The sequence below is a fragment of the Noviherbaspirillum humi genome, from assembly GCF_900188095.1.
Classification (GTDB): Bacteria; Pseudomonadota; Gammaproteobacteria; order Burkholderiales; family Burkholderiaceae_D; genus Noviherbaspirillum; species Noviherbaspirillum humi.
The window spans coordinates 203,840-227,466 of sequence record NZ_FZOT01000001.1; the positions used below are offsets into that span (position 1 = coordinate 203,840).

The following is a 23,627-nucleotide window of genomic DNA, read 5'->3' on the forward strand; positions in this document are numbered from 1 at the left end:
GGCGGTCTGTCGGATGGTGAAGCACGTTTGATAAGCGCTTCGGATATCAGCTCTTTTTCCCGCCAGGGTGGGGCGGGCATGGGCTGCTATAAGGCTACGGAACATACGATTTTACACCCGGGAACTGATTTTTGACCAACCCCCGTTCATGGTTATCTATTGGTTAACATAATACTAAGTGTGCTGAAAAGTAGGGAAACAATACCCGTATGAGAATCGCAATTCTTGACGACTATCAATCGAGCGTAAGTCGATTGCCATGCTTTGAGCTGCTCGCTGGCCATGAGGTAAAAATCTTTACCAACACCGCTCGCGGCGTTGGCCAGCTGGCGGTGCGGCTGGCGCCTTTCGAGGCGCTGGTCCTCAACCGGGACCGCACCAGCCTGCCGCGCCTGCTGCTGGCCAAGCTGCCCAACCTGAGGCTGATCGCCCAGGCAGGACGGGTCGGACCGCACATCGATGTCGACGCGGCAACGCGCCAGGGCATCGCCGTTGCCGATGGCGTGAGCGACCCGACGGCCACGGCGGAACTCACCTGGACGCTGATCATGGCGGCGATGCGCCGCCTCAGCGACTATGCCGGCCTGCTGAAGGAAGGCTTGTGGCAAGCCGCCTCGATCACGCCGGCGCGCAACGGCCTCGGCCGCTCGCTGAAGGGGCGCACGCTCGGCATCTGGGGCTACGGCCGCATCGGCAGCCTCGTCGCCGGCTACGGCCGCGCCTTCGGCATGCAGGTCGTCATCTGGGGCAGCGACGCTTCCCGGCAGCGGGCCCAGGCCGACGGCCACGCTGCGGCCGCCTCGCGCGAAGCGTTCTTCGCCGGCTGCGACGTCGTCTCCCTGCACCTGCGGCTGGATGACGCCACCCTCGGCATCGTCGGCGCCGACGACCTGGCGCGCATGTCGCCGCAGTCGCTGCTGGTCAACACCAGCTGCGCCGAACTGATCGCACCCGGCGCGCTGCTGGAAGCGCTGCAGCGCGGCCGGCCGGGCCAGGCGGCGCTGGACGTGTTCGAGAACGAGCCGCTGGCGCCGACCGATCCCCTGCTGCGCCTGCCCAATCTGCTGGCCACGCCGCACATCGGCCACGTCGAGCAGGACAGCTACGAGCAGGTCTACCGGGCGGCGTTTGAAAACGTGCTCAATTTCGCGCGCGGCGAACCGACGAATCTGATCAATCCGGAAATCTTGAAGTAATCCATGCTGCACGGCGTCATGAGGACGCTGCTATGCTGAATGCCCCGTTCATCCCGTCGCGCCTTCATGTCATCGCATTCCTCCAAGCCGCCCCGGCTCTGGTCCCTCACCCTGGGCAACTTCGCCATCGGCACCGGCGTCATGATCGTGCCCGGCATGCTCAACGAACTCAGCGCCGATCTCGGCGTGCCGCCGGCCTCGATCGGCATGCTGATTTCCGCCTTCGCCATCACCATCTGCGTGAGCGGCCCCATCCTCGCCAGCCTCACCACCGCCATCGAACGGCGCCTGCTGCTCACCGCCTCGCTCGCGCTGTATGCGCTGGCCCATCTGCTGGGCGCGCTGGCGCCCGGCTACGTCGGCCTGCTCGGCGCACGCATGCTCACGGCGCTGGTGGCGGCGGTGTTCACCTCGCAGGCCGCCGCCACTGCCGGACTGATGGTCAAACCGGAGGCGCGCGGCCAGGCGATGGGCCTGGTGTTTCTCGGCTGGTCCATTGCCGCCGTGTTCGGCACGCCGCTCGGCGCCTATCTCGGCGCCCACATCGGCTGGCGCCTGACCATGGGCCTGGTTGCCCTGATGTCGGCGCTGTTCGCGCTGGCGGTGTGGCGCCAGATTCCCTCGCGGCTGTTCGTCGCGCCCATGGATGGCGCCGCCTGGAAGCGCCTCGCCGGCAACGCGCCGCTGCTGGTCGCGGTATCGGTCACCGCCTGCCAGGCGGTCGGCATGTTCACTGTGTTCTCCTACATGGCGCTGGTGCTGAAGGATTTCATCGGCGCCGGTCCCACCGCCATCAGCTTGCTGTTCCTGGGCTTCGGCCTGGCCGGCGTCACCGGCAACGTGCTGGCGGCGCGCATGATGGACCGCATCGGCCCGGTGCGGGTCGGCATGATCGCCATGGGCTGCATGTTTGCCGCCCTGCTGCTCTGGCCTGCGGCCCACGGTTCGCTGCCGCTTGCCGCGCTGCTGCTGGTGCTGTGGGGACTGGGCTGCTTTGCGGTCAACAGCTCGCAGCAGGTGCGGCTGGTGGCGATGGCGCCGGAACTGGCCTCGGCCTCGGTGGCGCTCAACTCCTCCGCCATCTATCTCGGCCAGGCCAGCGGCGCCTTCATCGGCGGACTGGTGTTGTCTTCCTTCGGCACTTCGCGGCTGTCTTGGATAGGCGCCGGCTTCCTCGGCTCGGCGCTGCTGATCTCGTATCTCGCCTCGCGCATGGCAGCCGGTCGCCGCCTCGCCGCCGCCCGCTCCTGAAATGCGAAAGCCCCGCACGCGGGGCTTTGCTTCATCGGCGCCGGGCGCCGCTTACTTCACCGTGTCGGAACGCTTGCGCCGGGTCGGATGAATGAACTCCGTCTGCAGCTTCCGGCCATTGCTCCATAGCCGGGTCCAACCCGGCGGCCAGGGCAGCGGCGGCCCGGCATATTCGGGCACGTTGCGCCGCACCGGAATCACCGGCAGGCTTTCCGGCAAGGGCCCGTCGCGGTAATCCCAGCCCAGGGTGTAGGCATAGTTGGGCAGCAGCGCCTCGCACACCGCGTCGAACCAGGCGGTATGGTCTTCGTCGCGGCGCAGCGCCTGCGCCAGTCCCTGCGGATCGAACTGGGCCAGCGCGCTCGCCAGTTCCTGCGTGGTGGCGCCGGGCGCGTCGCCCCAGCCGAGGATCGGATTGAAGTTGTAGTCGGCGCCGGAGCCGTACCAGCCTTCGCGCCAGGAACGCTCGATCCAGTTGCGCTGGCCGGTGAACAGATGCCAGCGCCAGTGCAGGCCGGACGGCTTCGGCCAGCTATAGAGATAGAGGCTTTGATAGCCGACGCGATGCAGCTCGCGCACCATGCCCATCAGCCGCGCATGCGGCATGCGGTCCGGCGGCGAGCGGCGGAAGCGGATCGGCTCGCCGTCGGCATGCTGCAGCTCGTCGGTGGACAGGTTCAGGTCGAGGGTGCGGATTTCGCTGCCGAAGCGGGCCGAGACCCATCCGGTCAGCAGGTTGACGGACGTGATGACGCCATACCCGCGATGGCGATGGAAGATGACGGTGCCTGGTGCGACTGCTTTCATTGGTCAGAGTGATGCTGATAATGGTCGAATGGAAGCGTTGAAAACCGCGCGGACACGAAAAAACGGTCATGCCTTGCATGGGTGCGATTGCGGAAAACGCGAGCAATCCGCAGGTCCGCCACCATGCAGTCAGGATGACAGCGTCGTTGCGCCGGCCGGCTGACCGGCCGTGATGCCATCTGACTTAAATGAATGCAATGAGTTCAAGTGTAGCGGCATATTTCGGCCGCCCGCCAGTTGTATTTTTGACCATGCGCGCCGGAAAAGGTGCGATGAACGAACCGCAAATTTTTACGATGCGCCGGCGCGCGCGGCCTGCCAGCGGCGCATCAGGTTGAACAGCGGACCGATGGTCATCACCAGCACCGCCATGCGCATCACATGGAAGGCGGTGACAATCGGCACGCCGAGTTCCAGCGTCTTGGCGGTCAAGCTCATCTCGGCGATGCCGCCGGGCGAGGTGGCGAGAATGGCAGTGGCCGGATGGATGCCGCTGAGCGCCGACAGCGCCAGGCCGAAGCCGAACGCCAGCAGCATGGCGACGGTGGAGCACAGCGCCACGCAGCCGAGGTAGCGCGGCGCGGTATGCAGGAATTCGCGGCTGAAGCGCGAACCGAGCGAAATGCCGATGAACAGCTGGCCGAGATGCACCATCCACTCCGGCAGCGCCGACAGGTTGATGTTGGTGGCGGTCAGCCCGATGCTCACCAGCAGCGGGCCGATGACCCAGGCATTCGGCAGGTCGCGGCGGCGGAACAGCCATGCCATCGCGCTGGTGGCGGCGATCAGCAGCGCCAGCCCGGGGTAGCTGACGATGCGCGCGCCGGGCTGATACGCGTCCAGCCCATGCACGCCGGAGAACTTGAAGGCGAAGGGAATGATCAGCACCACCATCATGATGCGCAGACTGTGGGCGGCGGCGACGCGATCCACCCGGGCGCCGTGGCGCTCGCCCTGCGCCGCCATTTCCGCCGCGCCGCCGATGGCCATGGCGAAGAAGGCGGTGGTGCGGTCGATGCCTGTCATCCTCTGCAGCAGCCAGCCGCAGAACAGGCCCAGCCCCATGGCGAAGACGATGCCGAGCGCGATGAAGCCGATGTAGGAAGCCAGCACCTGCACCACCGGCGGCGTGAAGTACAAGCCGAGGGCGGTGCCGATGGCCCATTGGCCGGCGCTGCGCACCGCCAGCGGCGCATGCAGGTCGACGCCGGCCATGCGCCCGATGGCGGTGGCCAGCAGCGGCCCGATCATCCAGGGCAGCGGCGTGGCCAGCCACACGCACAGCCCGGCGGCCAGCAGGCCGAGGGAAAAGGCAAGGATGAAGGGGACGAGGTCGGAGCGGGAAACGATGGGCATGACGGAATTCGGAAACTTTCGATGCATTGCCGCCGCATGCGGCCCCGCAAGCCTACCTGAAGCCTCGCGAGGCTGCAGCGGAGCGGGTGCATTCCGCATGCCATGCCGTCGGCCGGCCCGCGATGCTGCGCGAATGAGCCAAAGTCACCGCACCAGTCCGAGCTCCTTCGCCTGCCGGCCATAGCCGTCCACCGTCTTGCGGATGTAGGCGGTGAGCGCGTCGCCGGTCAGGGCGAAGGGATACAGGCCGTAGTCGGCGCGCATGCGGTCGAAGGCCGGCTGCGCCAGCATGCGGTCGAAGGCCTGCACCCAGCGCCGGTAGTCGGCATCGGACACCTGCGGTCCCATGTAGAAGCCGCGGATGATGGGCCAACTCAGGTCGAAGCCCTGCTCGCGGGCGGTCGGCACGGCGGCCAGCGCACCTGGCAGGCGCTCATCGGCCAGCACCGCCAGCACCCGCACATTGCCCTTGCCGGCGTAGGACAGCGCTTCGGAAGCATCGCCCGACACCGCCTGCACATAGCCGGCGGAGAGCGCGGTGAAGGCTTCGCCGCCGCCTTCCAGCGCCACGAAGCGCAGCGCCTTCGGCTCGATGCCGCTGCGCTTGGCGATCAGCGCCATCTTCAGCCAGTCCTGGCTGCCGACCGTGCCGCTGCCGCCGATGGAGACCTTGGCCGGATCGCGCCGGATGGCATCCATCAAGTCCTTCAGCGTCTTGTACGGCGAATCGCTGCGCACCGCGATCATGCCGTAGTCGGCGCCCAGGGCGGCGACCCAGCGCACGTCGGCCGGCGAGGACTTGCCGAACTTGCCGAGCGCGAGGTTGAGCAGGGAGCCGCCGGAGAACACCACCAGCGTTTGGGCTTCGGCACGCCGCTGCGACACGATGGCGTTCCAGGCCACGGCGCCCACGCCGCCCGGCATGTAGCTCAGCTGCATCTGGCTCTCGGCGGCAGAGGCGTGCAGCAGATCGGCCAGGCCCTTCTGCGTCAGCTTGCAGGTCAGGTCCATGCCGCCGCCGGGCTTGGCCGGCACCAGGCATTGCGGAGACGCCATGGCGGCGGCGCTTGTCCATACCGCCGCAGCGGCGATGAGGTGCTTCAATGCTGAACGCATGAGGTTTCTGTGTTTCTGTTCATGCCGGCGCGCGGCAGGAATCGCAGGAGGGGAAAACCGGAACTGTAATGCATTGGGGGCTCGCCTGCCGGGTCAATTTGCGAGAACGCTGCCCAAGCAATTTTCGATTGTTGCGCAAGGAGGACCGCGTTGACCGGCAAAAACCTGCGTGAGGAACTTGGCCATTCAGCGGTATGGATTTTGCTAAGCAATGCCGCCCATCAAGTGAACAAAACCGTCAACAAGATCGGAATCAGTCATTTCCAAGAGGTTGTTTCGAGCGCGTTGGCGATACGGCCCCAAACGGCATGTGCCAGCCCGAGACCGGCATTTCTTGGAGGCGATGACCGTCCTCGACTACTGAAAGGCGAACCGAACCATGAGCACGAATACCGCGTTCAATCCGCAAGGTTATCAGCTTCAACCTGCCAGCCCCGGAAGCCAGACGGATCAATTGCCAGTGTCTCCGCCGGAGAAGGTGGCTATTGCCTTCGAACTCACACTCACCATCCTAGGCTTTCCATTTACCCCTGCCCAGGCGGCCATCATCATTGCTGCTACTGGCGTTGTGCTCTCGGCCATCTTCATTGACAGAAAGAGCGCCGGCCAGGCTTTGGCAATCGGTCTGAACTGGCTTGGTGACAAGGGGGCCGGCATGGGCAAGCTTTTCCAGCAGGCGCTCGGCCCTTTTTTCAAAGACCTCGAACTAGAGATGAAGAAGAAAGATCCGGATATCAAAAGCTTCCTCGAAAATCGCTTGCTGGCCAAGGTGCCGCAAGAATTGTGGAGTCCCCTGAAAGCGGTGATGAGCCAGCTGCCGGAAACTGCCGCGTCCAGCATCGATGCGCTTTCAAGCCGGTTAGCCGCTTCCTATGCAAGCAAGGTGGAACAAGCGCCTCGCCAAGTCGCGCCGCGTGTCTTGCAACCGATTCCAAAGCAAGCCGCCGTAACGAATGCGACCGCATCCTTGGCGCCTGCAGCCAGCCAGCCTATGAACCGGCGAACCGTCCCGCATGCCAACAATCCGGTGCAATCCCAGCCCGTGCCGACGTCGCAGAAACGCAATCCATCCCAGCCGGCATCCGTGACAACCTCCCCGCAGAAAGCGAAAAGCATTGCAACCACGTTGGAAGCTTATGAGAGCCGACTGGATGCCATGCGCACCCAAGTGCGGGGACTCATGATGTCAGGCACAGCGCCCTCGGGATTGACTGAAGCCTTCCTGCAGACTTCCAACAGCTTCCATGCCCTTGCCGAGCGGGCTGAACGAATGGCCATGCTGAGCGGCATGCAGGCGACGCTGAAAGCCAATCCCGGCCTGACGATGGTGCGGGACCCGCAGACCGGATTGACCTTCAATTCGAAAACGATTGCGATGCAGGTGGAAAAGGTGAGGAAGGCGTATCAGGGCGCAGCGGGTCGCTACCAGCAGCAGATGGCAAGCCTTGAGAAGCGATTGAGCGCTTCCTCCTACAAGGATCAGGCTGGCGGGAATGCGAAGCAGGAAGGTGCCACGGCCAAGGAAAAGGCCCCTGGGGAAGGAGAAAAGGCGCCAGAACCACCCAAGCCGCCGGAGCCACCCAAGCGGGACTGGAACGAATGGACTGTGGTCGGGATTGGCGGAATGAAGAAGTTCTTGAACAAGAAGGACTTCTGGAACGCGGCAGCGGATGTGAGAAGACGCGAGCGCATCCCTTCATTGGAAGGGGCAACTTATCAATAAACGCTCGATGGCACGACCTATGTCTTATCCAATGGGTTGAAAGTGCCACCTTTGTCGAGAGAAGGCTTTGACGAGGCAGTTGGAAAACTCCCCGCGGAGATAAGACCGGCATTCACCAATGCGCTCTTCGAACAGCTCAAGCAAAACCCGTTTTTGCCTGTCATCGCCGCAGAACTCCAGAATGGGAACCTGAACAAGTATGTAAAGGACAAGGTTTTTGATACAGACGTATTTGTCATCGAGTGCCTCTTCCCCATGCTCAAGAATTCCATCAACGCCTCCGGGGCCGATCCCCGAATCATAGTCGCAGGTTTTGCCTTTGCGATTTCCACTACCCTCCGCGATCCGCTCCTGCGGACTAAGAAAGAGGGTGTCGCCGGGTCATTTGCGGAAAACGAGATTGAACTCGCCGACAAGCAGGTTGCGATTCAGCGCCTGGTCAGATCACCGTCTCTGGTCATCGGCAATGTGTATCTCAAGGTGATGGAAGAGTTTGAGAAAAACCATCGAAAGAGAAACGAAAACGGCCGGTTCGAACGTTTGCCGGCCGGAATTTCGTTTTTCAATATGTGGCCTCGTGTGAGCATCGTCACGATCAGCACGGAAGAAACGCCACAAACGCTCCTCATGGCGATGCTTGCTCTGAAAAGAAAGAGCAGCTTTTCACCTCGCTTGCGCTCGATTGCCAATCTGGTTAGCGTGAATCAGGAAAGTATCGAAACACAGGAAAAGAACGTGTTGACGATCCTCGACGGTTTGGCAGGCAAGAGCGCAAGCAGCGTCCAGGAGACCATATTTGAAAACGCCAATATGGCGTTCACCAGGATTGGCTTCGGTCCTACGCTGGATGCGGTGTCGGCTGCGCTGATGCCAGGCACGATGCTGTCGACCTATGCCGAGCACCATGAGCGCCAGGGTTTCAGCCTCGCGGCCTCGTACAGCCGGGCGCGGGAAGATGTCATCAAATTCTATGAAACCAATCCGGGGAAATTGAAACCCGTGGATTTGGCCAGGCGCTTCCTCAAGGACAATCTTTTCAATGACCGGATGTGGAATTATCTGGTTGAGAAAAATCCTGCATTGGCCGACGACGTGAAGCTTCTGCGTTTGGAGATAGCCAAGCTGGACAAGCTTTATGACGAAAGCGAGGCGCTGGGCCGAAGGGCTTACAACCAGATCATTGATGAGAAACTGGACATCAGTCTTCGAGGGCTGACCTTCCTCAGTCCCGCACTCGCCGTTCATGCCAGCTCCCTGGTTGATGATGCTTTTGCAACCGAGCCCATCAAGGATCGCTCGTACCCAAGGTTCCGGGAGTCGATCATGATGTATCTGCGGGAAGCGGCGCCAGCGCATAACATCACTGCCGATCCCAAGCGAATCAACCGGATCGGCCTGGAGAACGCGTCTTTTCCCGACTTGAGCACCATGTCCGGCGGCCCCATGCTCGGCGCACTCAAGGACCTGCGTACAGCATTGGTGAAGGACCGCGTGATCACCGGATGGCAGTTCGAGCTGATGCAGAAACTCATCCTGCATGCATCCATGGCGGCCACCGGCGTCGACAAGTCGTCGATGCCGCCCGAGCTTCGGAAACTCGCGCCGCTGGTGGAGAAATATTACGCGCAGCTCATCCGGGTGGTTGGCATCCGGGGGCATAACGAGAACGGCGTGCTGTTCGGCTTGCTGGCGAACGACAGGCTGATTCCCGGCTTCGCCAAGCTGCGCGAGCCGGTGGTCAACGAGGCAAAGCAACAGGCCAATGTCGAAAACATGCTCGAGCTGAGCGACGAGCCGCTTCCTGAAGACGATGTGCGACAACTCTTCTTTACCAAGAGCAGTGTTCCCGCGCTGAGTGCCGGGGTGATCGCGGAATGCAGGCCGGAATTCTTCGTTCGCGATGGGGCGCTCAACATGCTGATCACGCTCAGAGGGCAGCAGTACGTGCTGCGGGATCTGGGGTCGAAGTTCAATGAAATCTTCATCCCGGCATGGATGCGCTCCGTTTCTCTCAAGGGCGATAGCCAGGCCGTGGTGGAGAATCTCAACAAGGCAATGGCGCTCACCCAGGCAATGATGGGCGGTGAAATGCCCAATGCGAAGCCCTGAGCGGCGTTGATCCGGTATCGAGGGCTTACCGGCAGCAGGGCGAGGCTCGGCTATAGTGCTCCCGCCTTGCCTGCCGGATAATCCCGCTGCAGCGCCGGCCCTTGTCGTTTTCCGCCGGCTGCACGATACTTTCATCCCCTCATCTCACATTACGCCGCAATGCGCATCCTGTTGGTAGAAGATCATGCCGAGCTCTCGCACTGGGTCGCCAAGGCCTTGCGCGATGCCCGGCTGTCGGTCGAATGCGCGATGAACGGCGCCGATGCCGACGCCCTGCTGCATACCCAGGAGTATGCGCTGGTCATCCTCGACCTCAGTCTGCCGAAGATGGATGGCCTGGACGTGCTGCGCCGCCTGCGCGCGCGCGGCAGCAAGACGCCGGTGCTGGTGCTGACGGCGCGTGGCGGCCTGAACGACAAGGTGCAGGGCCTCAACCTCGGCGCCGACGACTACCTGTCCAAGCCTTTCGAGCTGGCCGAGCTGGAAGCCCGGGTCAAGGCGCTGCTGCGCCGCTCCCAGGGGCAGGAATCGGTGACGCTGTCCTGCGGCGCGCTCAGCTTCGACACCGTGTCGCGCATGTTCAGCTATGGCGGCGCGCCGCTGGCGCTGACGCCGCGCGAGCATGCGGTGCTGGAGGCGCTGATCACCCGCGCCGGCCGGGCGGTGTCGAAGGAAAAGCTGTTCGACGATGTGTTCGCGCTGGATGACGACGCCAACATCGACGCCATCGAAATCTACGTGCACCGCCTGCGCAAGAAGCTGGAAAAAATCGAGCAGGGTCGCGTCGCCATCACCACCCTGCGCGGCATCGGCTATCTGCTGGAAGTCGCCGCCCCGAAATGACATTCCCGCGGCCGCCCGGACGGCGCCTGCGCGGCAGCCTGCGCCTGGGCAGCCTGCGCAACCAGCTGCTGCGCTGGCTGCTGATCCCGCTGGTGCTGCTGGTGGCGGTGGATGCGGTGTTCGTCTACCAGAACGCGCTCGATGCCGCCGACCTCGCCTATGACCGTTCCCTGCTCGCTTCCACCCGCGCCCTGGCCGAGCGGGTCAGCGTCAGACAGGGCCGTCTGGTGGCCGACGTGCCCTACGTGGCGCTGGACAGCTTCGAGACCGATACCCTGGGCCGCATCTACTACAAGGTCACCGGCATCCACGGCGAGTTCGTCGCCGGCTACGACGACCTGCCGGCCATGCCGAAGAACACGCCGCGCTCCGACATCTATCCGGCCCTGGTGTACTTTTATCATGCGACCTACCGCGGCGAGGCGGTGCGCATCGCCGCGCTGTATCAGCCGGTCTACGACGAGAGCATGCGCGGCATCGCCATGATCCAGGTGGGCGAATCCTATGAAGCGCGCAGCGAGCTGACGCGCCGCATCCTGCTGGAAACCTTGTGGCGCCAGGCGGCGCTGGTGCTGGCGGCGGTGATGCTGGCCTGGATCGCGGTGCGCTTCGTGCTGCGGCCGCTGATGCAGCTGCGCCAGGCGGTGGAGGCGCGCACGCCCACCGACCTGTCGGACTTCGATCCCGCCCTCGTGCATCGCGAAGTGCGGCCGCTGATCGAGGCGATGAACGGTTACATGACGCGCCTGCGCACGCTGATCAGCGGCCAGCAGCGCTTCATCGCCGATGCCTCGCACCAGCTGCGCACGCCGCTGGCGGTGCTCAAGACCCAGGCCGAGATGGCGCTGCGCGAGGACGATCCGCGGGCGCTGCGCGACATCGTCGCCAGCATCGCCCGCACCACCGATGCCACCGTTCACCTGGCCAACCGCCTGCTGACGCTGGCGCGTGCCGAGCACGGCGTGGCCGAGGGCGAGCGCACCCGCCTGTCGCTGGCCGATCTGGCGCAGCAGGTGGGGCTGGAGCTGGCGCAGCAGGCGGTGAAGAAGGATATCGACCTGTCGCTGGAGGCAGAGCCGGATGTCGAGGTGGAAGGCAGCGCCCTGCTGCTGCACGAGATGGTGAGCAACCTGGTGGATAACGCCATCCGCTACACGCCGGCCGGCGGTCGCGTCGCCCTGCGGGTGAAGGCCGATCCCGCGCCGCTGCTGGAAGTGGAGGATACTGGCCCCGGCATTCCCGAAGGCGAGCGGGAGAAAGTCTTTTCGCCCTTCTACCGCGCGCCGTCGGCGCAGGCGGTGAACAGCGCTGGCACCGGACTGGGCATGACCATCGTGCGCGACATCGCCGCCCTGCATGGCGCCCGCATCACGCTTGACGATGGCGACAGCGGAATGGGACTGAAAGTCGGTGTGTGGTTCGAGGCCAAGACGGCGGTGAAAGCCGCTTGAGTTGCGATTGCTTAATTGTGGAAAGACTGTTTGACGGCAATATGCAAGCGGAGCCAGTTCAACCCGCTTCCTGTCCTATATACCTCGTGACCAGCAAGCCCTCGAAGATATTGCCAATTCCGCATGGTTGGAAACCATTTGCGGCAGTTCGCCGACAAAACCCTACACACTTCCCGTTGTTTCAGGCACCAAGCTTTTACAATGCGATGCATTCAGGCATGATCGATTCACGTCATGTCGTCTCACAAGGAACTTTATGAGCTTCATCTCCCGCCAAGCCCCCTCGGCTGCCTCCGCCTTGATCGTTGCCCTTCTGCTTGCCGCATGCGGCGGCGGGGGCGGAAACAGCAGCAGCGGGTCGAATACCCTCAGCGGCGTGAGCACGACGCAGGGGCCGTCGGCGGCCACCGTCGCGGGCGAAACGAGCGCACCGGCCGCCACCGGCAACACCGCCACCGACGGCATCGCCTGGTTCAATTACCGGCGCCAGCAGATGGGCCTGCCCGCCTTCACCCGCGATGCCCGCATCGACAAGGCGGCCGCCGCGCATTCGAATTACCAGCGCCTGAACAACACCATCACCCATGACGAAACGCAGGGCTTGCCCGGCTTCACCGGCGTCAGCGTCGGCGACCGTCTCGTGGCGGCTAGCTATACCTTCAACAGCAACACCAGCTATGCCTATGGCGAAGTCATTTCCAGCACGCCGGATACATCGGGCTTCATCGCCGCCGAAGACCTGATCGCCGCCATCTACCATCGCTTCGTGGTCATGGAACCGACCTTCAAGGGCGTAGGCGGCGGCGTCGGCACGGTAACCGGGGGCAATACCTACTTCACCGCCGACTTCACCGCCTATCCGCTCACCAGCGTGCTGGGCAAGGGCAAGATGCTCGTCTATCCGTTCGCCAGCCAGCAGCGGGTGCCGCGCAGCTTCTTCAGCGACAACGAGCTACCCGACCCGGTGCCGGGCCGCAATGAAGTCGGCTATCCGATCAGCGTGCATGCCGACATCACGTCCACGGTGACGGTGCAGAGCTTCACCGTCGCGCCGCGCAATGGTGCGCCGCTCACCACTCGCTTGCTGGTCAACAGCAGCGATGCCGAAACCCCGACCTCGGCCGCCGCCATTGTTCCGCTCAACGTGCTCAGCGCCGGCACCACCTACGACGTCCAGTTCACCGGCACGGTCGATGGCGCTCCGGTCACCCGAAGCTGGTCTTTCACCACTCAGTAAGCCACCTACCGGGACGCCGGCGACTTCCCGCCGGCGAACCTGCGGCCGCCATGCCAGTCCTATCGTCATCGACACATGACGACGGAGCGAGCATGGCAGCCATCACCTACACCAAGGGCGACAAGCGCATCGAGGCCGACATCCAGCGCCTCGCCGGCGGGAAATATCAGGGCGTGGTGCTGATCACCGGCCAGGAAAGCCGGAGCGCCGACGGCGCGCAGCACCTGACCGAGGCCTTGTCCGATTCGCCCGAGGAAGCGCTCGAAGAAGCCAAGGCGCTCGCGCACCGCCTGCTGGACGCCCATTAACCGCTCCCGGGGGCCATCATGTGCGGCCGCATCACTCAGAAAGCCAGCCCGGCGGACTACGCGCGCGGGCTGAGCTGGCCCGACAGCGTGGTCTCGGCGCTGCCGGAAGTTCCGATCGACAATTACAACTGCACGCCCGGCGCCGGCCACTGGATCATGCATTGCATGGAGGAAGCGCCGGCGATGCGCGAGCTGCCGTGGGGTTATCGCCCGAGCTGGGGCGCGGAAAAGAACTTGCCGGTGGCGATCAATGCCCGCATCGAGAACGCCCTCACCAGCGCCTATTTCCGCGGCATGTGGAAGAACGGGCGCATCATCGTGCCCGCCGACGGCTGGTACGAATGGACCGGCGAGCGCGGCAGCAAGCAGCCGTGGTACGTGCGCCGCCGCGACGGCGCCCCGCTCTATATGGCGGCGCTGACGAATTTCCGGCTGGACAAGGAGCTCTCGGAAGACGGCGGCTTCGTGCTCGTCACCGCCAGCGCCGGCGGCGGCATGGTGGACATTCACGACCGCAGGCCGGTGGTGCTGGCGCCGGAAGATGCGCAGCTGTGGATGGATGCCGGCTTCTCCAAGGAACAGGCGGAGCACATGGCGCGCTATTTCGCCCTGCCGCCCGACAGCTTCGAATGGTATGAAGTCAGCACCGAGGTCAACAAGGTGGGCCGCAGCACGCCGCGCATGATCGAGCCGCTGCACGCCCATTGAGAGGGAGGCAGCCGCAAGCGCAGGCCGGCACGCGGTGCTCGCGGCTGGCCGCCATGGCGGCGTGGCGCCCAAAAAAAAGCCCGCATGGAATGCGGGCGGAATTCAACTCCAGGAGAACTGGAAAGACGATTTCACTATACGAGTGCGGCCCCCGTTATCAAATCGGCTTTACATAGTCTTACAACTGGGTTTTACAACTCGGGTTTCACCCCTGCATGAAGCAGGAAGATTCCACACGGCTACGAACGGTCGTGCGTCACCGAGTGCGCCGCCGCTCCCTCATCAAGCCGGAAGGTCCGCACCGCCCCCGCCAGGCTCTGCGCCTGATTCTGCAAGGCGTCCGAGGCCGCCGCCGCTTCTTCCACCAGGGCGGCGTTCTGCTGCGTGCCGGCATCCATCTGGCTCAACGCCTGGCCGATCTGCTCGATGCCGCTCTGCTGTTCCGCGCCGGCGCTGCTGATGCGGCCCATGATGTCGGTGACATGGCGCACGCTGTCGACGATTTCGCGCATCGTCAGGCCGGTGGCATGGACCAGGCGCGCGCCGGCATCCACCTTGTCCACCGAATCGGCGATCAGCTCGCGAATCTCGCGCGCGGCGGCGGCGGAGCGCTGCGCCAGCGTGCGCACTTCGGAGGCCACCACCGCGAAGCCGCGGCCCTGCTCGCCGGCTCGCGCCGCTTCCACCGAAGCGTTAAGCGCGAGAATGTTGGTCTGGAAGGCGATGCCGTCGATCACGCCGATGATGTCGGCGATTTTCTTCGACGAGGCATTGATGGTGTCCATGGTCTGCACCACCTGCTCCACCATCGCGCCGCCGCGGCCGGCGACTTCCGATGCCGAGACGGCGAGGTCGTTCGCCTGGCGCACGCTGTCCGCATTCTCGCGCACCGTCGCGGCCAGCGTTTGAATCGAGGACACGGTTTTTTCCAGGGCGCTGGCCTGCTCCTCGGTGCGCGCGGCGAGATCCTGGTTGCCGAGGGCAATCTGCTCCGCGCCGGTATGCACCGAATCGACGGTGCGCTGTATCGTCAGCACGGTCCGCGCCAGCATCTGCTGCATGTGGCCCATGTCGAACAGCAGGCTCTTCCTGTCGCCGGGCCGCAGCACGATGGATTGCGTCAGGTCGCCGCTGGCGATGCCGTGCGCGATCCGCGCCGCATAGTCCGGCTCGCCGCCCAGGCGCCGCAGCAGGTCGACGGCGATCACCAGCGATATCGCCACCCCCGTCGCCAGCGCCGTCAGCAGCGTCGCCAGCATGACCAGGCTGCCGATGGTGATCTGCTGCCTGGCGGCCGCCTCGTCATGCTCGTTGCGTTGCGTCGCCGCCTTGACCAGGCGGTCGACCGCATCGCGGTGCTTCTGGTACAGCGGCTTCATGCGCGCCAGCACGGCGCGCGCCTCCGTGGCATCGCCGCGCAAGACGGCCGGCGCATAGTCCTTGATCGCCATGTCGAGAAAAGCCTGCGCCGGCGGCTGCGCTTCCTCCGCAAAGATGCCATCGAGCGCCGGCTCCAGATGCTGCTGCTTCCAGAATTGCTGCCGCTCGGCGAAGTCCTTGGCCAGCGCGGTCAGCCGTTCGGCCAGCGCCGACTTCTCCTTCGGCTCATTGCTGTCCATCATCTGCAAACACACCAGATATGACTCGATCACGTACATCGGCGGCGGCAGGATGTCGGCGATCAGGTCCTTGCTCTGCACGATGCGCTGGTACAACGGTCCGTTGACCCGCAGGTCGTCGAGCGTCTTGAAGGACCACAGGCCATACAGCGCCATGCCGGCGGCGAACACGCCGATCATCAATCCGAAACGCTGCATGAGACGCAGGCGGGCAAGCAAGGCCATGGCCGACTCCTTTTTTTTGCGGGATGGGAGACAAAGCCGCCGGTTCGCGGTCGAAGCGGGATCAGGCTGCCGCGCCGGCTTTGCCATGATCATGAAACAGGGAATTGCCGATGCTCGCAATATGCCGCACGGCATCCCATGAACATGGACATGCCCAATCGGGTGCACGCCCGGTGCGGCAGCCTTGGCGCGCAGCAAGCCTGCGCGCATCGTGGAAGCAGCGAAATTTTGCCGTTGATCCATCTCATGTCACGGCGAACCAAGGCTGCTAAGGTGAAGTCATAAGAGCCTGTTCAGCATCTTTGTGGCATGTGCGTTCAAGCAGGAAGGGATGCAGTGCAAGGGCGAAGCAGGGGTTTCGAGCGGCATGCCGCTCGCCTGCGGAGCGGTACCGGCTTATCAGCCGGTACGCGCCCTGCAAGGGCGGCGCGCCGCTCAGGGTGGTCCCCTGCGCAAGCGCCGCAACGCCGCAATGCGCCCTTCCTGCTTGAACCCTTCGGGCAGCCACGGGAACCGGCCGCCTGCGTCGTTGCGGCTCCTTGCCGTAGCCCCGCTACGTCGCGTCGCCACGCCTAGCATTCGACCGGTTCGCGTGGCTGCGCACATGTCACAAAGATACTGAACAGGCTCTCACCGGACATAGCCATGCGCCGAACTCCCTTATACAGCCGTGCCAAGCGCACGCCCGACAACGCTATGCCGTCCGGGCCGGGTCAGCCGCGCGCCGGCGCCACCGCGGCGGGACCGCCGCAGCAACCGCAGCAACCCATTCAGCCGCCGGACCGCCCCTTTTCTTGGGCCGGCATGAAGCGGCGCTTCCCTTCCGGCGCCAACCTGCTGGCGGTCTTCGCCCTGCTGTCCATGCTGGGCGTATCGCTGGCCATGCGACAGCCGCATCAGCCGCTGACCCAGGCCGACATCGACGCCGCCGTCAAGCACACGCTGCAGAACACCATCCTGCCCTCGCCTGCCGTGCGCGCCTATCAGACCATTCTGCCGTCGGTGGTGCGCGTCACCAGCTTTGCCAAGAAGCATGGCGAGGAAAAGACGCCGTATGGCGTCGGCACCGGCGTGGTCATCGTCGACACCGGCGTCATCCTCACCAACCAGCATGTGGTGCAGGGCGCCGACCGCATCGAGCTCACTTTTTCCGACGGCACCAAGTCCGACGCCACCATCACCGGCATCCGGCCGGAGCATGACCTCGCCATCCTGCAGGCCAAGACCATCCCGGATGACCTGACCGCCGCCACCATGCGTTCCACCGGCGACCTCGCGCCCGGCGACCATGTGTTCGCCGTCGGCTTTCCGTTCGGCATCGGGCCGTCGGTATCGGCCGGCGTCGTCTCTGGCCTGCGGCGGCAGTTCGTTTCGCCGGAGGGTAAGGGCCTGCTCACCAACCTGATCCAGTTCGACGCCGCCGCCAATCCCGGCAATTCCGGCGGCCCCTTGGTCACGGCGGAGGGCGAGGTGGTGGGCATCGTCACCGCCATCCTCAATCCGACCGAACAGCGGGTCTTCGTCGGCATCGGCTTTGCCGTGCCGATCGAGAACGCAGCTTCCGCCGCCGGCATGCCGCCTTTCTAAACTTTCGCAAAGGATAGTATGGACGCCCAGGACGTGAATGGCAGGACCGATGTCGCCGCGCTGATGGAGCGCATCCTGTATGAGGTGAAGCGGGTGGTGGTCGGCCAGGACCGCTTCCTGGAGCGGGTGCTGGTGGCCATGCTGGCCCAGGGCCACCTGCTGGTGGAAGGCGTGCCCGGCCTGGCCAAGACGCTGACGGTGAAGACGCTGGCGCAGACCATCCGCGGCTCCTTCAAGCGCATCCAGTTCACGCCCGACCTGGTGCCGGCGGACCTGGTCGGCACGCGGGTCTACAACCAGAAGACCGGCGACTTCGCCACCTCGCTCGGCCCGGTGTTCGCCCACCTGCTGCTGGCCGACGAAATCAACCGCGCGCCGGCCAAGGTGCAGAGCGCGCTGCTGGAGGTCATGCAGGAGCGGCAGGTGACCATCGCCGGCCAGACGCACAAGGTGCCGGAGCCCTTCCTCGTCATGGCCACCCAGAACCCGATCGAGACCGAGGGCACCTATCCGCTGCCGGAAGCCCAGGTCGACCGCTTCATGATGAAGGTGCTGGTCGATTACCCGACCGACCAGGAAGAGTATGTGATCGTGGAGCGCATCACCGGCCCGGCGATCGACGTCATGCCGGTGGCCACCACCGAGCAGCTCTACGCGCTGCAGCAGGAGTGCCGGCAGGTGTATGTCGATCCGGCGCTGATCCAGTATGCGGTGAAGCTGGTCTCCGCCACCCGCACTCCGGCCAAGCATGGGATGAACGACCTGGCCCGCTTCATCGAATTCGGCGCCAGCCCGCGCGCCACCATCGGCCTGGTGGAAGGCGCGCGCGCCATGGCGCTGCTGCGCGGCCGCCGCTATGCCCTGGCGCAGGACATGACCGACATCGCCGCCGACGTGCTGCGGCATCGGGTGGTGCCGACTTACGAAGCCATGTCCGAAGGCGTGAGCTCCGACCAGATCGTCGGCCACATTCTTTCCAAGACCGCGGTGCCGGACAAGCCGCTCGCCACCCATGCCCAGCCCGCCGCCCCGGTCGCCTAAGCCTGCTCAGTCGCTTAGGCCTGCCCAGTCGCCCAGGCCTGAACAGCTGCTGCGCCACGTCGAGTGGACGGTACTGCGCCGGCTCGACGGCCTGCTGCAGGGCGACTACCGCACCCTGATGCGCGGCACCGGGCTGGACCTGGCCGACCTGCGCGAATACCAGCACGGCGACGACGTGCGCCACATCGACTGGAACGTCACCGCCCGCATGCAGTCGCCGTACATCCGGCAGTTCACCGAGGACCGGGAGATGACCGCCTGGTTCCTGCTCGACCTGTCGGCTTCGCTCGACTTCGGCTCCGGCGACGTCCGCAAGCGCAACCTGTCGGCCGGCTTCGTGGCGGCGCTGGCGCGCCTGCTGAGCAAGCACGGCAACCGCGTCGGCGCGGTGATCTACGGCGCCGGCGTCGAGCGCGTCATCCCGCCCGGCACCAGCCGGCGCCATGTGCTGTTCATGCTGGAGCAGATCAACCACCGGCCGGAGTCCACGCCGCACGGCGAAACCCGGCTGCTCGATCTGCTGCAGTCGGCCGGCAACCTGCTCAAGCGCCGCTCGACGGTGTTCGTCGTTTCCGACTTCATCAGCGAACCCGGCTGGGAAAAGGCGCTGGCCTGGCTGGCGCGCCGGCATGAGGTGCTGGCGGTGCACCTGTCCGATCCGCTCGAACGCGACCTGCCCGACCTCGGCCTGCTGACGCTGGAAGACGCCGAAAGCGGCGAGCAGCTGCTGGTCGACACCCACGACCCCGCCTTCCGCAACCGCCTGACGCGGCTGGCCGACGAGCGCGAAGCCATGCTGCTGCAAGGCCTGGCCTCGGCCGGCGTCGACGCGCTGGAACTGTCCACCGATGACGACCTGTTCGAATCGCTGCTGCGCTTCGTCGAGCTGCGCAAGCAGCGCCTGCGCAGCCAGGGCGGCGGCCTGAGCGGCCCGCGCGGCAAGTTCGCTCGTCATCTGCTTCCCGTATCCCAGGAGTCGGCATGAAATTCCTCTGGCCCGAAATGTTCTGGCTGCTGCCGCTGTTGCCCGGCCTGATCTGGCTTTATCTCTGGATGCTCAAGCGCCGCAAGAAGCTGGCGGTGCGCTACGCCAGCCTCGGCCTGGTGAAGCAGGCGATGAACGGCCAGTCGCGCTGGAAGCGGCATGTGCCGCCGGCGCTGCTGCTGTTCGGCATCACCGCCATGCTGCTGGCGGCGAGCCGGCCGACCGCGGTCATCACCCTGCCCTCGCAGCAGCAGACCATCATGCTGGCGATGGACGTGTCCGGCAGCATGCGCGCCACCGACGTGCAGCCGAACCGGCTGGTGGCGGCGCAGAACGCGGCCAAGGCCTTCATCGAGGAACTGCCGTCGAAGGTCAAGGTCGGCATCGTCGCCTTCGCCGGCACCGCCGCCGTGGTGCAGCCGCCGACCCTGTCGCACGACGATCTGTACGCCGCCATCGACCGCTTCCAGCTGCAGCGCGGCACCGCCATCGGCAGCGGCCTGGTGCTGTCGCTGGCGACGCTGTTTCCGGAGGCCGGCATCGACCTCAGCGACATGACCTACGAACGGCCCGACGCGCGCGCCCAGCCGCTCGGCGCGCGCGGCAGGAACAAGGATCCGAAGAACGATTTCCGCCCGGTGCCGCCCGGCTCCAACAATTCATTCGCCATCATCCTGCTCACCGATGGCCAGCAGACCACCGGCATCGACACCATGGAAGCGGCGCGCATGGCGGCCGAACGCGGCGTGCGCGTCTACACCGTCGGCATCGGCACGGTGGAAGGCGAGACCATCGGTTTCGAAGGCTGGTCGATGCGGGTGCGGCTGGACGAGGACACCCTGAAGCAGGTGTCCGGCGCCACCCAGGGCACCTATTTCTACGCCGGCACCGCCGAGGAATTGAAGAAGGTCTACCAGACGCTCAGCTCGCGCCTGGTGATGGAAAAGCGCGAGACCGAGATCTCCGGCCTGTTCGCGCTGGTGGGCGCGCTGTTCGCCATCGCGGCGGCGGGACTTTCGCTGCTGTGGTTCAACCGGGTGGTGTGAGCGCCTGGTCAGGCGCCGAAGCCGCCCTTCTCGTCCGCAGCGGGCCGTTCGGCCCGCATGCCTCTCCTGCCGACTCCGCGCCATCGGGCGTTCGCGCAAGATGGCCGTATTCGAGGAGGTCCCATGTGGAGCAAGAAAGCCAGTGAACTGGACTGGGTGCCGGCCAGGGAAGGGGTGTCGCGCGCCGTCTACCGCGATCATCCTGCGGGCGGCCGGACCTACCTGGTGCGGCTGGCGGCCGGCACGACTTCCGGCGCCCACCGCCACGGCGCCGAGGAAGAGGTGCTGGTGCTGGAAGGCCGGGTCGACATCGGCGGCCATGTCCTGGTAAAGGGCGATTTCATCTACACCGAAGGCGGCGAGGTGCACGACGTGCAGGCGCTGGAAGATGCGCTGATCCTGGTCTCCACCAGCAAGCCGATCGAATTCATCTGACCCTGTCGTTTCATGCGGCCGCCAGCGCCGGCCGCGGCCGGCGCGGCATGCTGATTTCGAAGGTGGTGCCCCGCGCCTGCTCGGAACTTACGCTCAGCCGGCCGCCGTGGGCATCGACGAACTGCTTCACGATGTAGAGCCCGAGGCCGAGCCCGGCGGCATCATGCTGGGCGCGCTCGCCGGAGCGGAAAGGCTCGAACATGTTGTCCAGCACCGCCGGCGGAATCGTGCCCCGGTTGTTGATGCGGATGCTGACCGAGGCCGCCTCGCGGCCGTCGATGCCCACCTGCACCCCGGCCGCCGCGTCGCCGTGCTGGAAGGCGTTGCCCATCAGGTTGGAAAATACCTGTGCCATGCGGTCGGCGTCGAATTGCGCGTTCGGATCGCCCTCCACCTCGATGCGGATGCGCGGCGGCTGGTCGGCCGGCTCCAGTTCTTCGGCGATGCGCTGGCACAGCCGGCCGTAATCGTTGGCGGCCAGATGCAGTTCCAGCCGGCCGGCGCGGATGCGGGCCACGTCCAGGAGCTGATTGATCAGGCCCTCCATGCGCTGTGCGCTGGACTGGATGCGGTTGGCGGTGGCCAGCACCTTGGGCTGGTCGGTGATGCGGCGGATCAGCTCGGTGCCGTTGAGCACCGCCGCCAGCGGATTGCGCAGGTCATGGCCGAGCACCGCGGTGAACATTTCGTTGAGCCGCAGCGCCTCGCGCAATTCCTCCAGCTGCCGCGAGATCTGCTTCTTCTGCGCGTACATTTCCACGAACACTTCCACCTTGCTGCGCAGGACCGCCGGATCGAAGGGCTTGAGCAGGAAGTCCACCGCGCCGGCCTGGTAGCCGTGGAAGATGCGGTGCGGGTCGTGGATGGCGGCGGTGAGGAAGATCAGCGGCACCGCGCGGGTGCGGCCGTTACCGCGGATGAGCTCGGCCAGCTCGAAGCCATCCATCTGCGGCATCTGCACGTCCACCAGTGCCAGCGCCACTTCCTCCACCAGCAGGATCTCCAGCGCTTCCAGGCCGGAAGCGGCCTTCAGCACGCGGATGCCGGAGCGGGCCAGCAAGGCCTCCATCGCCACCAGGTTCTGCGGCACGTCGTCCACCACCAGGATGTTCACGGCGTCTTTCGCGGCATCATTCATGTTGTGCCTCTCCCTTTTTTCTGCGGATGGGCGTGCCCGCCCAGACCCTCCGCGATTTGTTCCAGTGTCAGCACGGCGTCGGCGCCGGCTTCGGCGATGGCCGATGCCGGCATCAGGCTGGCCTGCGCCTGCCGCGGGTCCTGCACCCAGGCGGTGCCGCCGAAGCGGCGCACCGTCTGCAGGCCGGCGCTGCCGTCGTTGTTGGCGCCGGTGAGCACGATGGCCAGCAGCCGCTCGCCATAGGCCAGCGCCGCCGACTCGAACAGCAGGTCGATCGACGGCCGCGAATACTGCACCGGCTCGTCGCGCGACAGCGCCAGCCGCCGGTCCGGCTCCACCAGCAAGTGGTAGTCCGGCACCGCCAGATAGACGGTGTCCGGCTGCAGCGGCTCCTTGTCTTCCGCCTCCTTCACCCGCAGCGGACAGCGCCGCGCCATCAGCGCCGGCAACAGGCTGTCCCGGCCCGGCGGCAGGTGCATCACGACCATCACCGGCTTGCCGAAGCGGGCCGGCAGCGCATGCGCCAGCTGGGTCAGCGCATCCACGCCGCCGGCGGAGGCGCCGATCACCACCGCGTCGAAGTCGCGCGCCATGGTTGTGGTCGTCATAGGCGCTGGTAGATCTTTTCCATCGGGGCGATGGCCCGGAATTGATGCGCATGCGCCGAATAGCGCAGGTTTTCCTTCGGCCCGATGCCCAAAAAGCCGCGATGCACCAGCGCCTCGTGGAACAGCCCGAGCGCCCGGTCCTGCAGTTCGCGGTTGAAGTAGATCAGTACATTGCGGCAGGAGACGAGCTGCACTTCCGAGAACACGCCGTCGGTGGCCAGGCTGTGGTCGGCGAACACGATCTGTCGCTTGAGCGCCGGCTGGAAGCGCACGCCGTCATAGGCGGCGCTGTAGTACTCGGAGAGCGACTTGCGGCCGCCGGCGCGCTGGTAATTGAGGGTGAACTGCGGGATGCGCTCCAGCGGATAGATGCCGGCTTCGGCCGCCTTGAGCGCTTCCGGGTTGATGTCGGTGGCGTAGATCAGGGTGCGCTCCAGCAGCTCTTCCTCGGCCAGCAGGATGGCGAGCGACCAGACTTCCTCGCCGGTGCTGCAGCCGGCCACCCAGATCTTGAGCGAGGGGTAGGTGCGCAGCACCGGCAGCACATGCTCCCGCAGCGCGCGGAAGTACTCCGGATCGCGGAACATCTCGCTCACCTGCACGGTGAAGTACTGCAGCATCTGCGAGAACACTTCCGGCTCGTGCAGCACCTTGTCCTGCAGCTGGGACAGCGTCCTGCAGTCGAACTTGTCCATCGCCTGCTGCATGCGCCGCCGCAGCGAGGCGACGGTGTACTGGCGGAAGTCGTGCTGGTAGCGCAGGTAGACCGCCTCCAGCAGCAGCTTCAGTTCTATGTCGAAAACCGGTTCCATCGATGGCCTTGTCCGTTCCCTCTTCC

Annotated in this window: 21 protein-coding genes; 14 read left to right on the forward strand and 7 right to left on the reverse strand. The window is 65.2% G+C overall.

Features of this window, described 5'->3' with window-relative positions:
* Positions 1 to 209 precede the first annotated feature (209 nt).
* Together CHB88_RS01025 and CHB88_RS01030 are read left to right on the forward strand one after the other, a co-directional pair.
* Positions 210 to 1,196, forward strand: a complete 987-nt coding sequence (locus CHB88_RS01025) for a D-2-hydroxyacid dehydrogenase family protein (RefSeq protein ID WP_089397431.1) — start codon at positions 210 to 212, stop codon at positions 1,194 to 1,196.
* Positions 1,197 to 1,262: 66 nt separating this feature from the next.
* Positions 1,263 to 2,447: an MFS transporter gene (locus CHB88_RS01030; RefSeq protein WP_176442278.1), complete on the forward strand. Its 1,185-nt coding sequence runs from the start codon at positions 1,263 to 1,265 to the stop codon at positions 2,445 to 2,447.
* Positions 2,448 to 2,498: 51 nt separating this feature from the next.
* Here CHB88_RS01030 and CHB88_RS01035 read toward each other — a convergent pair whose 3' ends face one another.
* From CHB88_RS01035 to CHB88_RS01045, 3 genes are all read right to left on the reverse strand, one after another.
* Positions 2,499 to 3,254 carry an L-asparaginase gene (locus CHB88_RS01035; RefSeq protein WP_089397433.1) on the reverse strand — a complete coding sequence of 252 codons (756 nt, stop codon included), beginning with the start codon at positions 3,252 to 3,254 and terminating at the stop codon, positions 2,499 to 2,501.
* 291 nt (positions 3,255 to 3,545) lie between these two features.
* Positions 3,546 to 4,610, reverse strand: coding sequence for an AbrB family transcriptional regulator (locus tag CHB88_RS01040; RefSeq protein ID WP_089397847.1), 1,065 nt, complete (start codon positions 4,608 to 4,610; stop codon positions 3,546 to 3,548).
* A 144-nt stretch (positions 4,611 to 4,754) separates the two neighbouring features.
* Positions 4,755 to 5,726: a Bug family tripartite tricarboxylate transporter substrate binding protein gene (locus CHB88_RS01045; RefSeq protein ID WP_089397434.1), complete on the reverse strand. Its 972-nt coding sequence runs from the start codon at positions 5,724 to 5,726 to the stop codon at positions 4,755 to 4,757.
* Between the two features lie 379 nt (positions 5,727 to 6,105).
* On the opposite strand from CHB88_RS01045, the gene CHB88_RS01050 reads away from it, so the two are divergent.
* The 7 genes from CHB88_RS01050 to CHB88_RS01080 all read left to right on the forward strand — a co-directional run bounded on the left by CHB88_RS01050 (position 6,106) and on the right by CHB88_RS01080 (position 14,105).
* Positions 6,106 to 7,449 (forward strand): hypothetical protein, encoded by a 1,344-nt coding sequence (locus CHB88_RS01050; RefSeq protein WP_089397435.1) that lies wholly within the window; start codon positions 6,106 to 6,108, stop codon positions 7,447 to 7,449.
* 153 nt (positions 7,450 to 7,602) lie between these two features.
* The gene (locus CHB88_RS01055) at positions 7,603 to 9,558 is read left to right on the forward strand and encodes a hypothetical protein (RefSeq protein WP_143131095.1); all 1,956 of its coding nucleotides are present in this window, start codon (positions 7,603 to 7,605) and stop codon (positions 9,556 to 9,558) included.
* Between the two features lie 159 nt (positions 9,559 to 9,717).
* Positions 9,718 to 10,401: a response regulator gene (locus CHB88_RS01060; protein WP_089397437.1), complete on the forward strand. Its 684-nt coding sequence runs from the start codon at positions 9,718 to 9,720 to the stop codon at positions 10,399 to 10,401.
* Complete coding sequence (locus CHB88_RS01065) at positions 10,398 to 11,852, forward strand: sensor histidine kinase (protein ID WP_089397438.1); 1,455 nt, start codon at positions 10,398 to 10,400, stop codon at positions 11,850 to 11,852. Before CHB88_RS01060 ends, CHB88_RS01065 begins: the two co-directional genes overlap by 4 nt.
* 256 nt (positions 11,853 to 12,108) lie before the next feature.
* Positions 12,109 to 13,089 (forward strand): CAP domain-containing protein, encoded by a 981-nt coding sequence (locus tag CHB88_RS01070; protein ID WP_089397439.1) that lies wholly within the window; start codon positions 12,109 to 12,111, stop codon positions 13,087 to 13,089.
* A gap of 92 nt (positions 13,090 to 13,181) precedes the next feature.
* Complete coding sequence (locus tag CHB88_RS01075; RefSeq protein WP_089397440.1) at positions 13,182 to 13,397, forward strand: hypothetical protein; 216 nt, start codon at positions 13,182 to 13,184, stop codon at positions 13,395 to 13,397.
* Positions 13,398 to 13,415: 18 nt separating this feature from the next.
* Positions 13,416 to 14,105, forward strand: coding sequence for an SOS response-associated peptidase (locus CHB88_RS01080; protein WP_089397441.1), 690 nt, complete (start codon positions 13,416 to 13,418; stop codon positions 14,103 to 14,105).
* Between the two features lie 239 nt (positions 14,106 to 14,344).
* On the opposite strand, the gene CHB88_RS25780 is transcribed toward CHB88_RS01080, so the two are convergent.
* Positions 14,345 to 15,949, reverse strand: a complete 1,605-nt coding sequence (locus CHB88_RS25780) for a methyl-accepting chemotaxis protein (protein WP_281254964.1) — start codon at positions 15,947 to 15,949, stop codon at positions 14,345 to 14,347.
* 645 nt (positions 15,950 to 16,594) lie between these two features.
* Between CHB88_RS25780 and CHB88_RS01090 the strand changes: the two genes are divergently transcribed.
* The 5 genes from CHB88_RS01090 to CHB88_RS01110 all read left to right on the forward strand — a co-directional run bounded on the left by CHB88_RS01090 (position 16,595) and on the right by CHB88_RS01110 (position 21,043).
* Positions 16,595 to 17,536, forward strand: a complete 942-nt coding sequence (locus CHB88_RS01090) for a S1C family serine protease (RefSeq protein WP_089397442.1) — start codon at positions 16,595 to 16,597, stop codon at positions 17,534 to 17,536.
* Positions 17,537 to 17,554: 18 nt separating this feature from the next.
* The gene (locus tag CHB88_RS01095) at positions 17,555 to 18,577 is read left to right on the forward strand and encodes an AAA family ATPase (RefSeq protein WP_089397443.1); all 1,023 of its coding nucleotides are present in this window, start codon (positions 17,555 to 17,557) and stop codon (positions 18,575 to 18,577) included.
* Entirely contained in the window at positions 18,549 to 19,562 is a 1,014-nt protein-coding gene (locus CHB88_RS01100; RefSeq protein WP_089397444.1) for a DUF58 domain-containing protein, read from the forward strand. The genes CHB88_RS01095 and CHB88_RS01100 overlap by 29 nt, the downstream gene beginning before the upstream one ends.
* Complete coding sequence (locus CHB88_RS01105; RefSeq protein ID WP_089397445.1) at positions 19,559 to 20,608, forward strand: VWA domain-containing protein; 1,050 nt, start codon at positions 19,559 to 19,561, stop codon at positions 20,606 to 20,608. Before CHB88_RS01100 ends, CHB88_RS01105 begins: the two co-directional genes overlap by 4 nt.
* Positions 20,609 to 20,731: 123 nt before the next feature.
* Positions 20,732 to 21,043 (forward strand): cupin domain-containing protein, encoded by a 312-nt coding sequence (locus tag CHB88_RS01110; RefSeq protein WP_089397446.1) that lies wholly within the window; start codon positions 20,732 to 20,734, stop codon positions 21,041 to 21,043.
* A 10-nt stretch (positions 21,044 to 21,053) separates the two neighbouring features.
* On the opposite strand, the gene CHB88_RS01115 is transcribed toward CHB88_RS01110, so the two are convergent.
* The 3 genes from CHB88_RS01115 to CHB88_RS01125 are packed head-to-tail and all read right to left on the reverse strand — an operon-like array spanning position 21,054 to position 23,601.
* Entirely contained in the window at positions 21,054 to 22,181 is a 1,128-nt protein-coding gene (locus CHB88_RS01115) for a hybrid sensor histidine kinase/response regulator (RefSeq protein WP_089397447.1), read from the reverse strand.
* A complete protein-coding gene (locus CHB88_RS01120; protein WP_089397448.1) occupies positions 22,178 to 22,789 on the reverse strand; it encodes a chemotaxis protein CheB in 612 nt (203 codons plus the stop codon). Before CHB88_RS01120 ends, CHB88_RS01115 begins: the two co-directional genes overlap by 4 nt.
* Positions 22,786 to 23,601, reverse strand: a complete 816-nt coding sequence (locus CHB88_RS01125; protein ID WP_089397449.1) for a CheR family methyltransferase — start codon at positions 23,599 to 23,601, stop codon at positions 22,786 to 22,788. Before CHB88_RS01125 ends, CHB88_RS01120 begins: the two co-directional genes overlap by 4 nt.
* Positions 23,602 to 23,627: the final 26 nt, after the last annotated feature.

Excerpts from the sequence above, each read along its gene's own strand:
- CHB88_RS01035 (WP_089397433.1), bottom strand. The coding sequence starts at position 3,254 with ATGAAAGCAGTCGCACCAGGCACCGTCATCTTCCATCGCCATCGCGGG.
- CHB88_RS01040 (WP_089397847.1), bottom strand. The coding sequence starts at position 4,610 with ATGCCCATCGTTTCCCGCTCCGACCTCGTCCCCTTCATCCTTGCCTTT.
- CHB88_RS01030 (WP_176442278.1), top strand. The coding sequence starts at position 1,263 with ATGTCATCGCATTCCTCCAAGCCGCCCCGGCTCTGGTCCCTCACCCTG.
- CHB88_RS01075 (WP_089397440.1), top strand. The coding sequence starts at position 13,182 with ATGGCAGCCATCACCTACACCAAGGGCGACAAGCGCATCGAGGCCGAC.
- CHB88_RS01070 (WP_089397439.1), top strand. The coding sequence starts at position 12,109 with ATGAGCTTCATCTCCCGCCAAGCCCCCTCGGCTGCCTCCGCCTTGATC.
- CHB88_RS01080 (WP_089397441.1), top strand. The coding sequence starts at position 13,416 with ATGTGCGGCCGCATCACTCAGAAAGCCAGCCCGGCGGACTACGCGCGC.
- CHB88_RS01100 (WP_089397444.1), top strand. The coding sequence starts at position 18,549 with ATGCCCAGCCCGCCGCCCCGGTCGCCTAAGCCTGCTCAGTCGCTTAGG.
- CHB88_RS01120 (WP_089397448.1), bottom strand. The coding sequence starts at position 22,789 with ATGACGACCACAACCATGGCGCGCGACTTCGACGCGGTGGTGATCGGC.
- CHB88_RS01060 (WP_089397437.1), top strand. The coding sequence starts at position 9,718 with ATGCGCATCCTGTTGGTAGAAGATCATGCCGAGCTCTCGCACTGGGTC.
- CHB88_RS25780 (WP_281254964.1), bottom strand. The coding sequence starts at position 15,949 with ATGGCCTTGCTTGCCCGCCTGCGTCTCATGCAGCGTTTCGGATTGATG.
- CHB88_RS01065 (WP_089397438.1), top strand. The coding sequence starts at position 10,398 with ATGACATTCCCGCGGCCGCCCGGACGGCGCCTGCGCGGCAGCCTGCGC.
- CHB88_RS01050 (WP_089397435.1), top strand. The coding sequence starts at position 6,106 with ATGAGCACGAATACCGCGTTCAATCCGCAAGGTTATCAGCTTCAACCT.
- CHB88_RS01025 (WP_089397431.1), top strand. The coding sequence starts at position 210 with ATGAGAATCGCAATTCTTGACGACTATCAATCGAGCGTAAGTCGATTG.
- CHB88_RS01090 (WP_089397442.1), top strand. The coding sequence starts at position 16,595 with ATGCGCCGAACTCCCTTATACAGCCGTGCCAAGCGCACGCCCGACAAC.
- CHB88_RS01115 (WP_089397447.1), bottom strand. The coding sequence starts at position 22,181 with ATGAATGATGCCGCGAAAGACGCCGTGAACATCCTGGTGGTGGACGAC.
- CHB88_RS01045 (WP_089397434.1), bottom strand. The coding sequence starts at position 5,726 with ATGCGTTCAGCATTGAAGCACCTCATCGCCGCTGCGGCGGTATGGACA.
- CHB88_RS01110 (WP_089397446.1), top strand. The coding sequence starts at position 20,732 with ATGTGGAGCAAGAAAGCCAGTGAACTGGACTGGGTGCCGGCCAGGGAA.
- CHB88_RS01105 (WP_089397445.1), top strand. The coding sequence starts at position 19,559 with ATGAAATTCCTCTGGCCCGAAATGTTCTGGCTGCTGCCGCTGTTGCCC.
- CHB88_RS01125 (WP_089397449.1), bottom strand. The coding sequence starts at position 23,601 with ATGGAACCGGTTTTCGACATAGAACTGAAGCTGCTGCTGGAGGCGGTC.
- CHB88_RS01095 (WP_089397443.1), top strand. The coding sequence starts at position 17,555 with ATGGACGCCCAGGACGTGAATGGCAGGACCGATGTCGCCGCGCTGATG.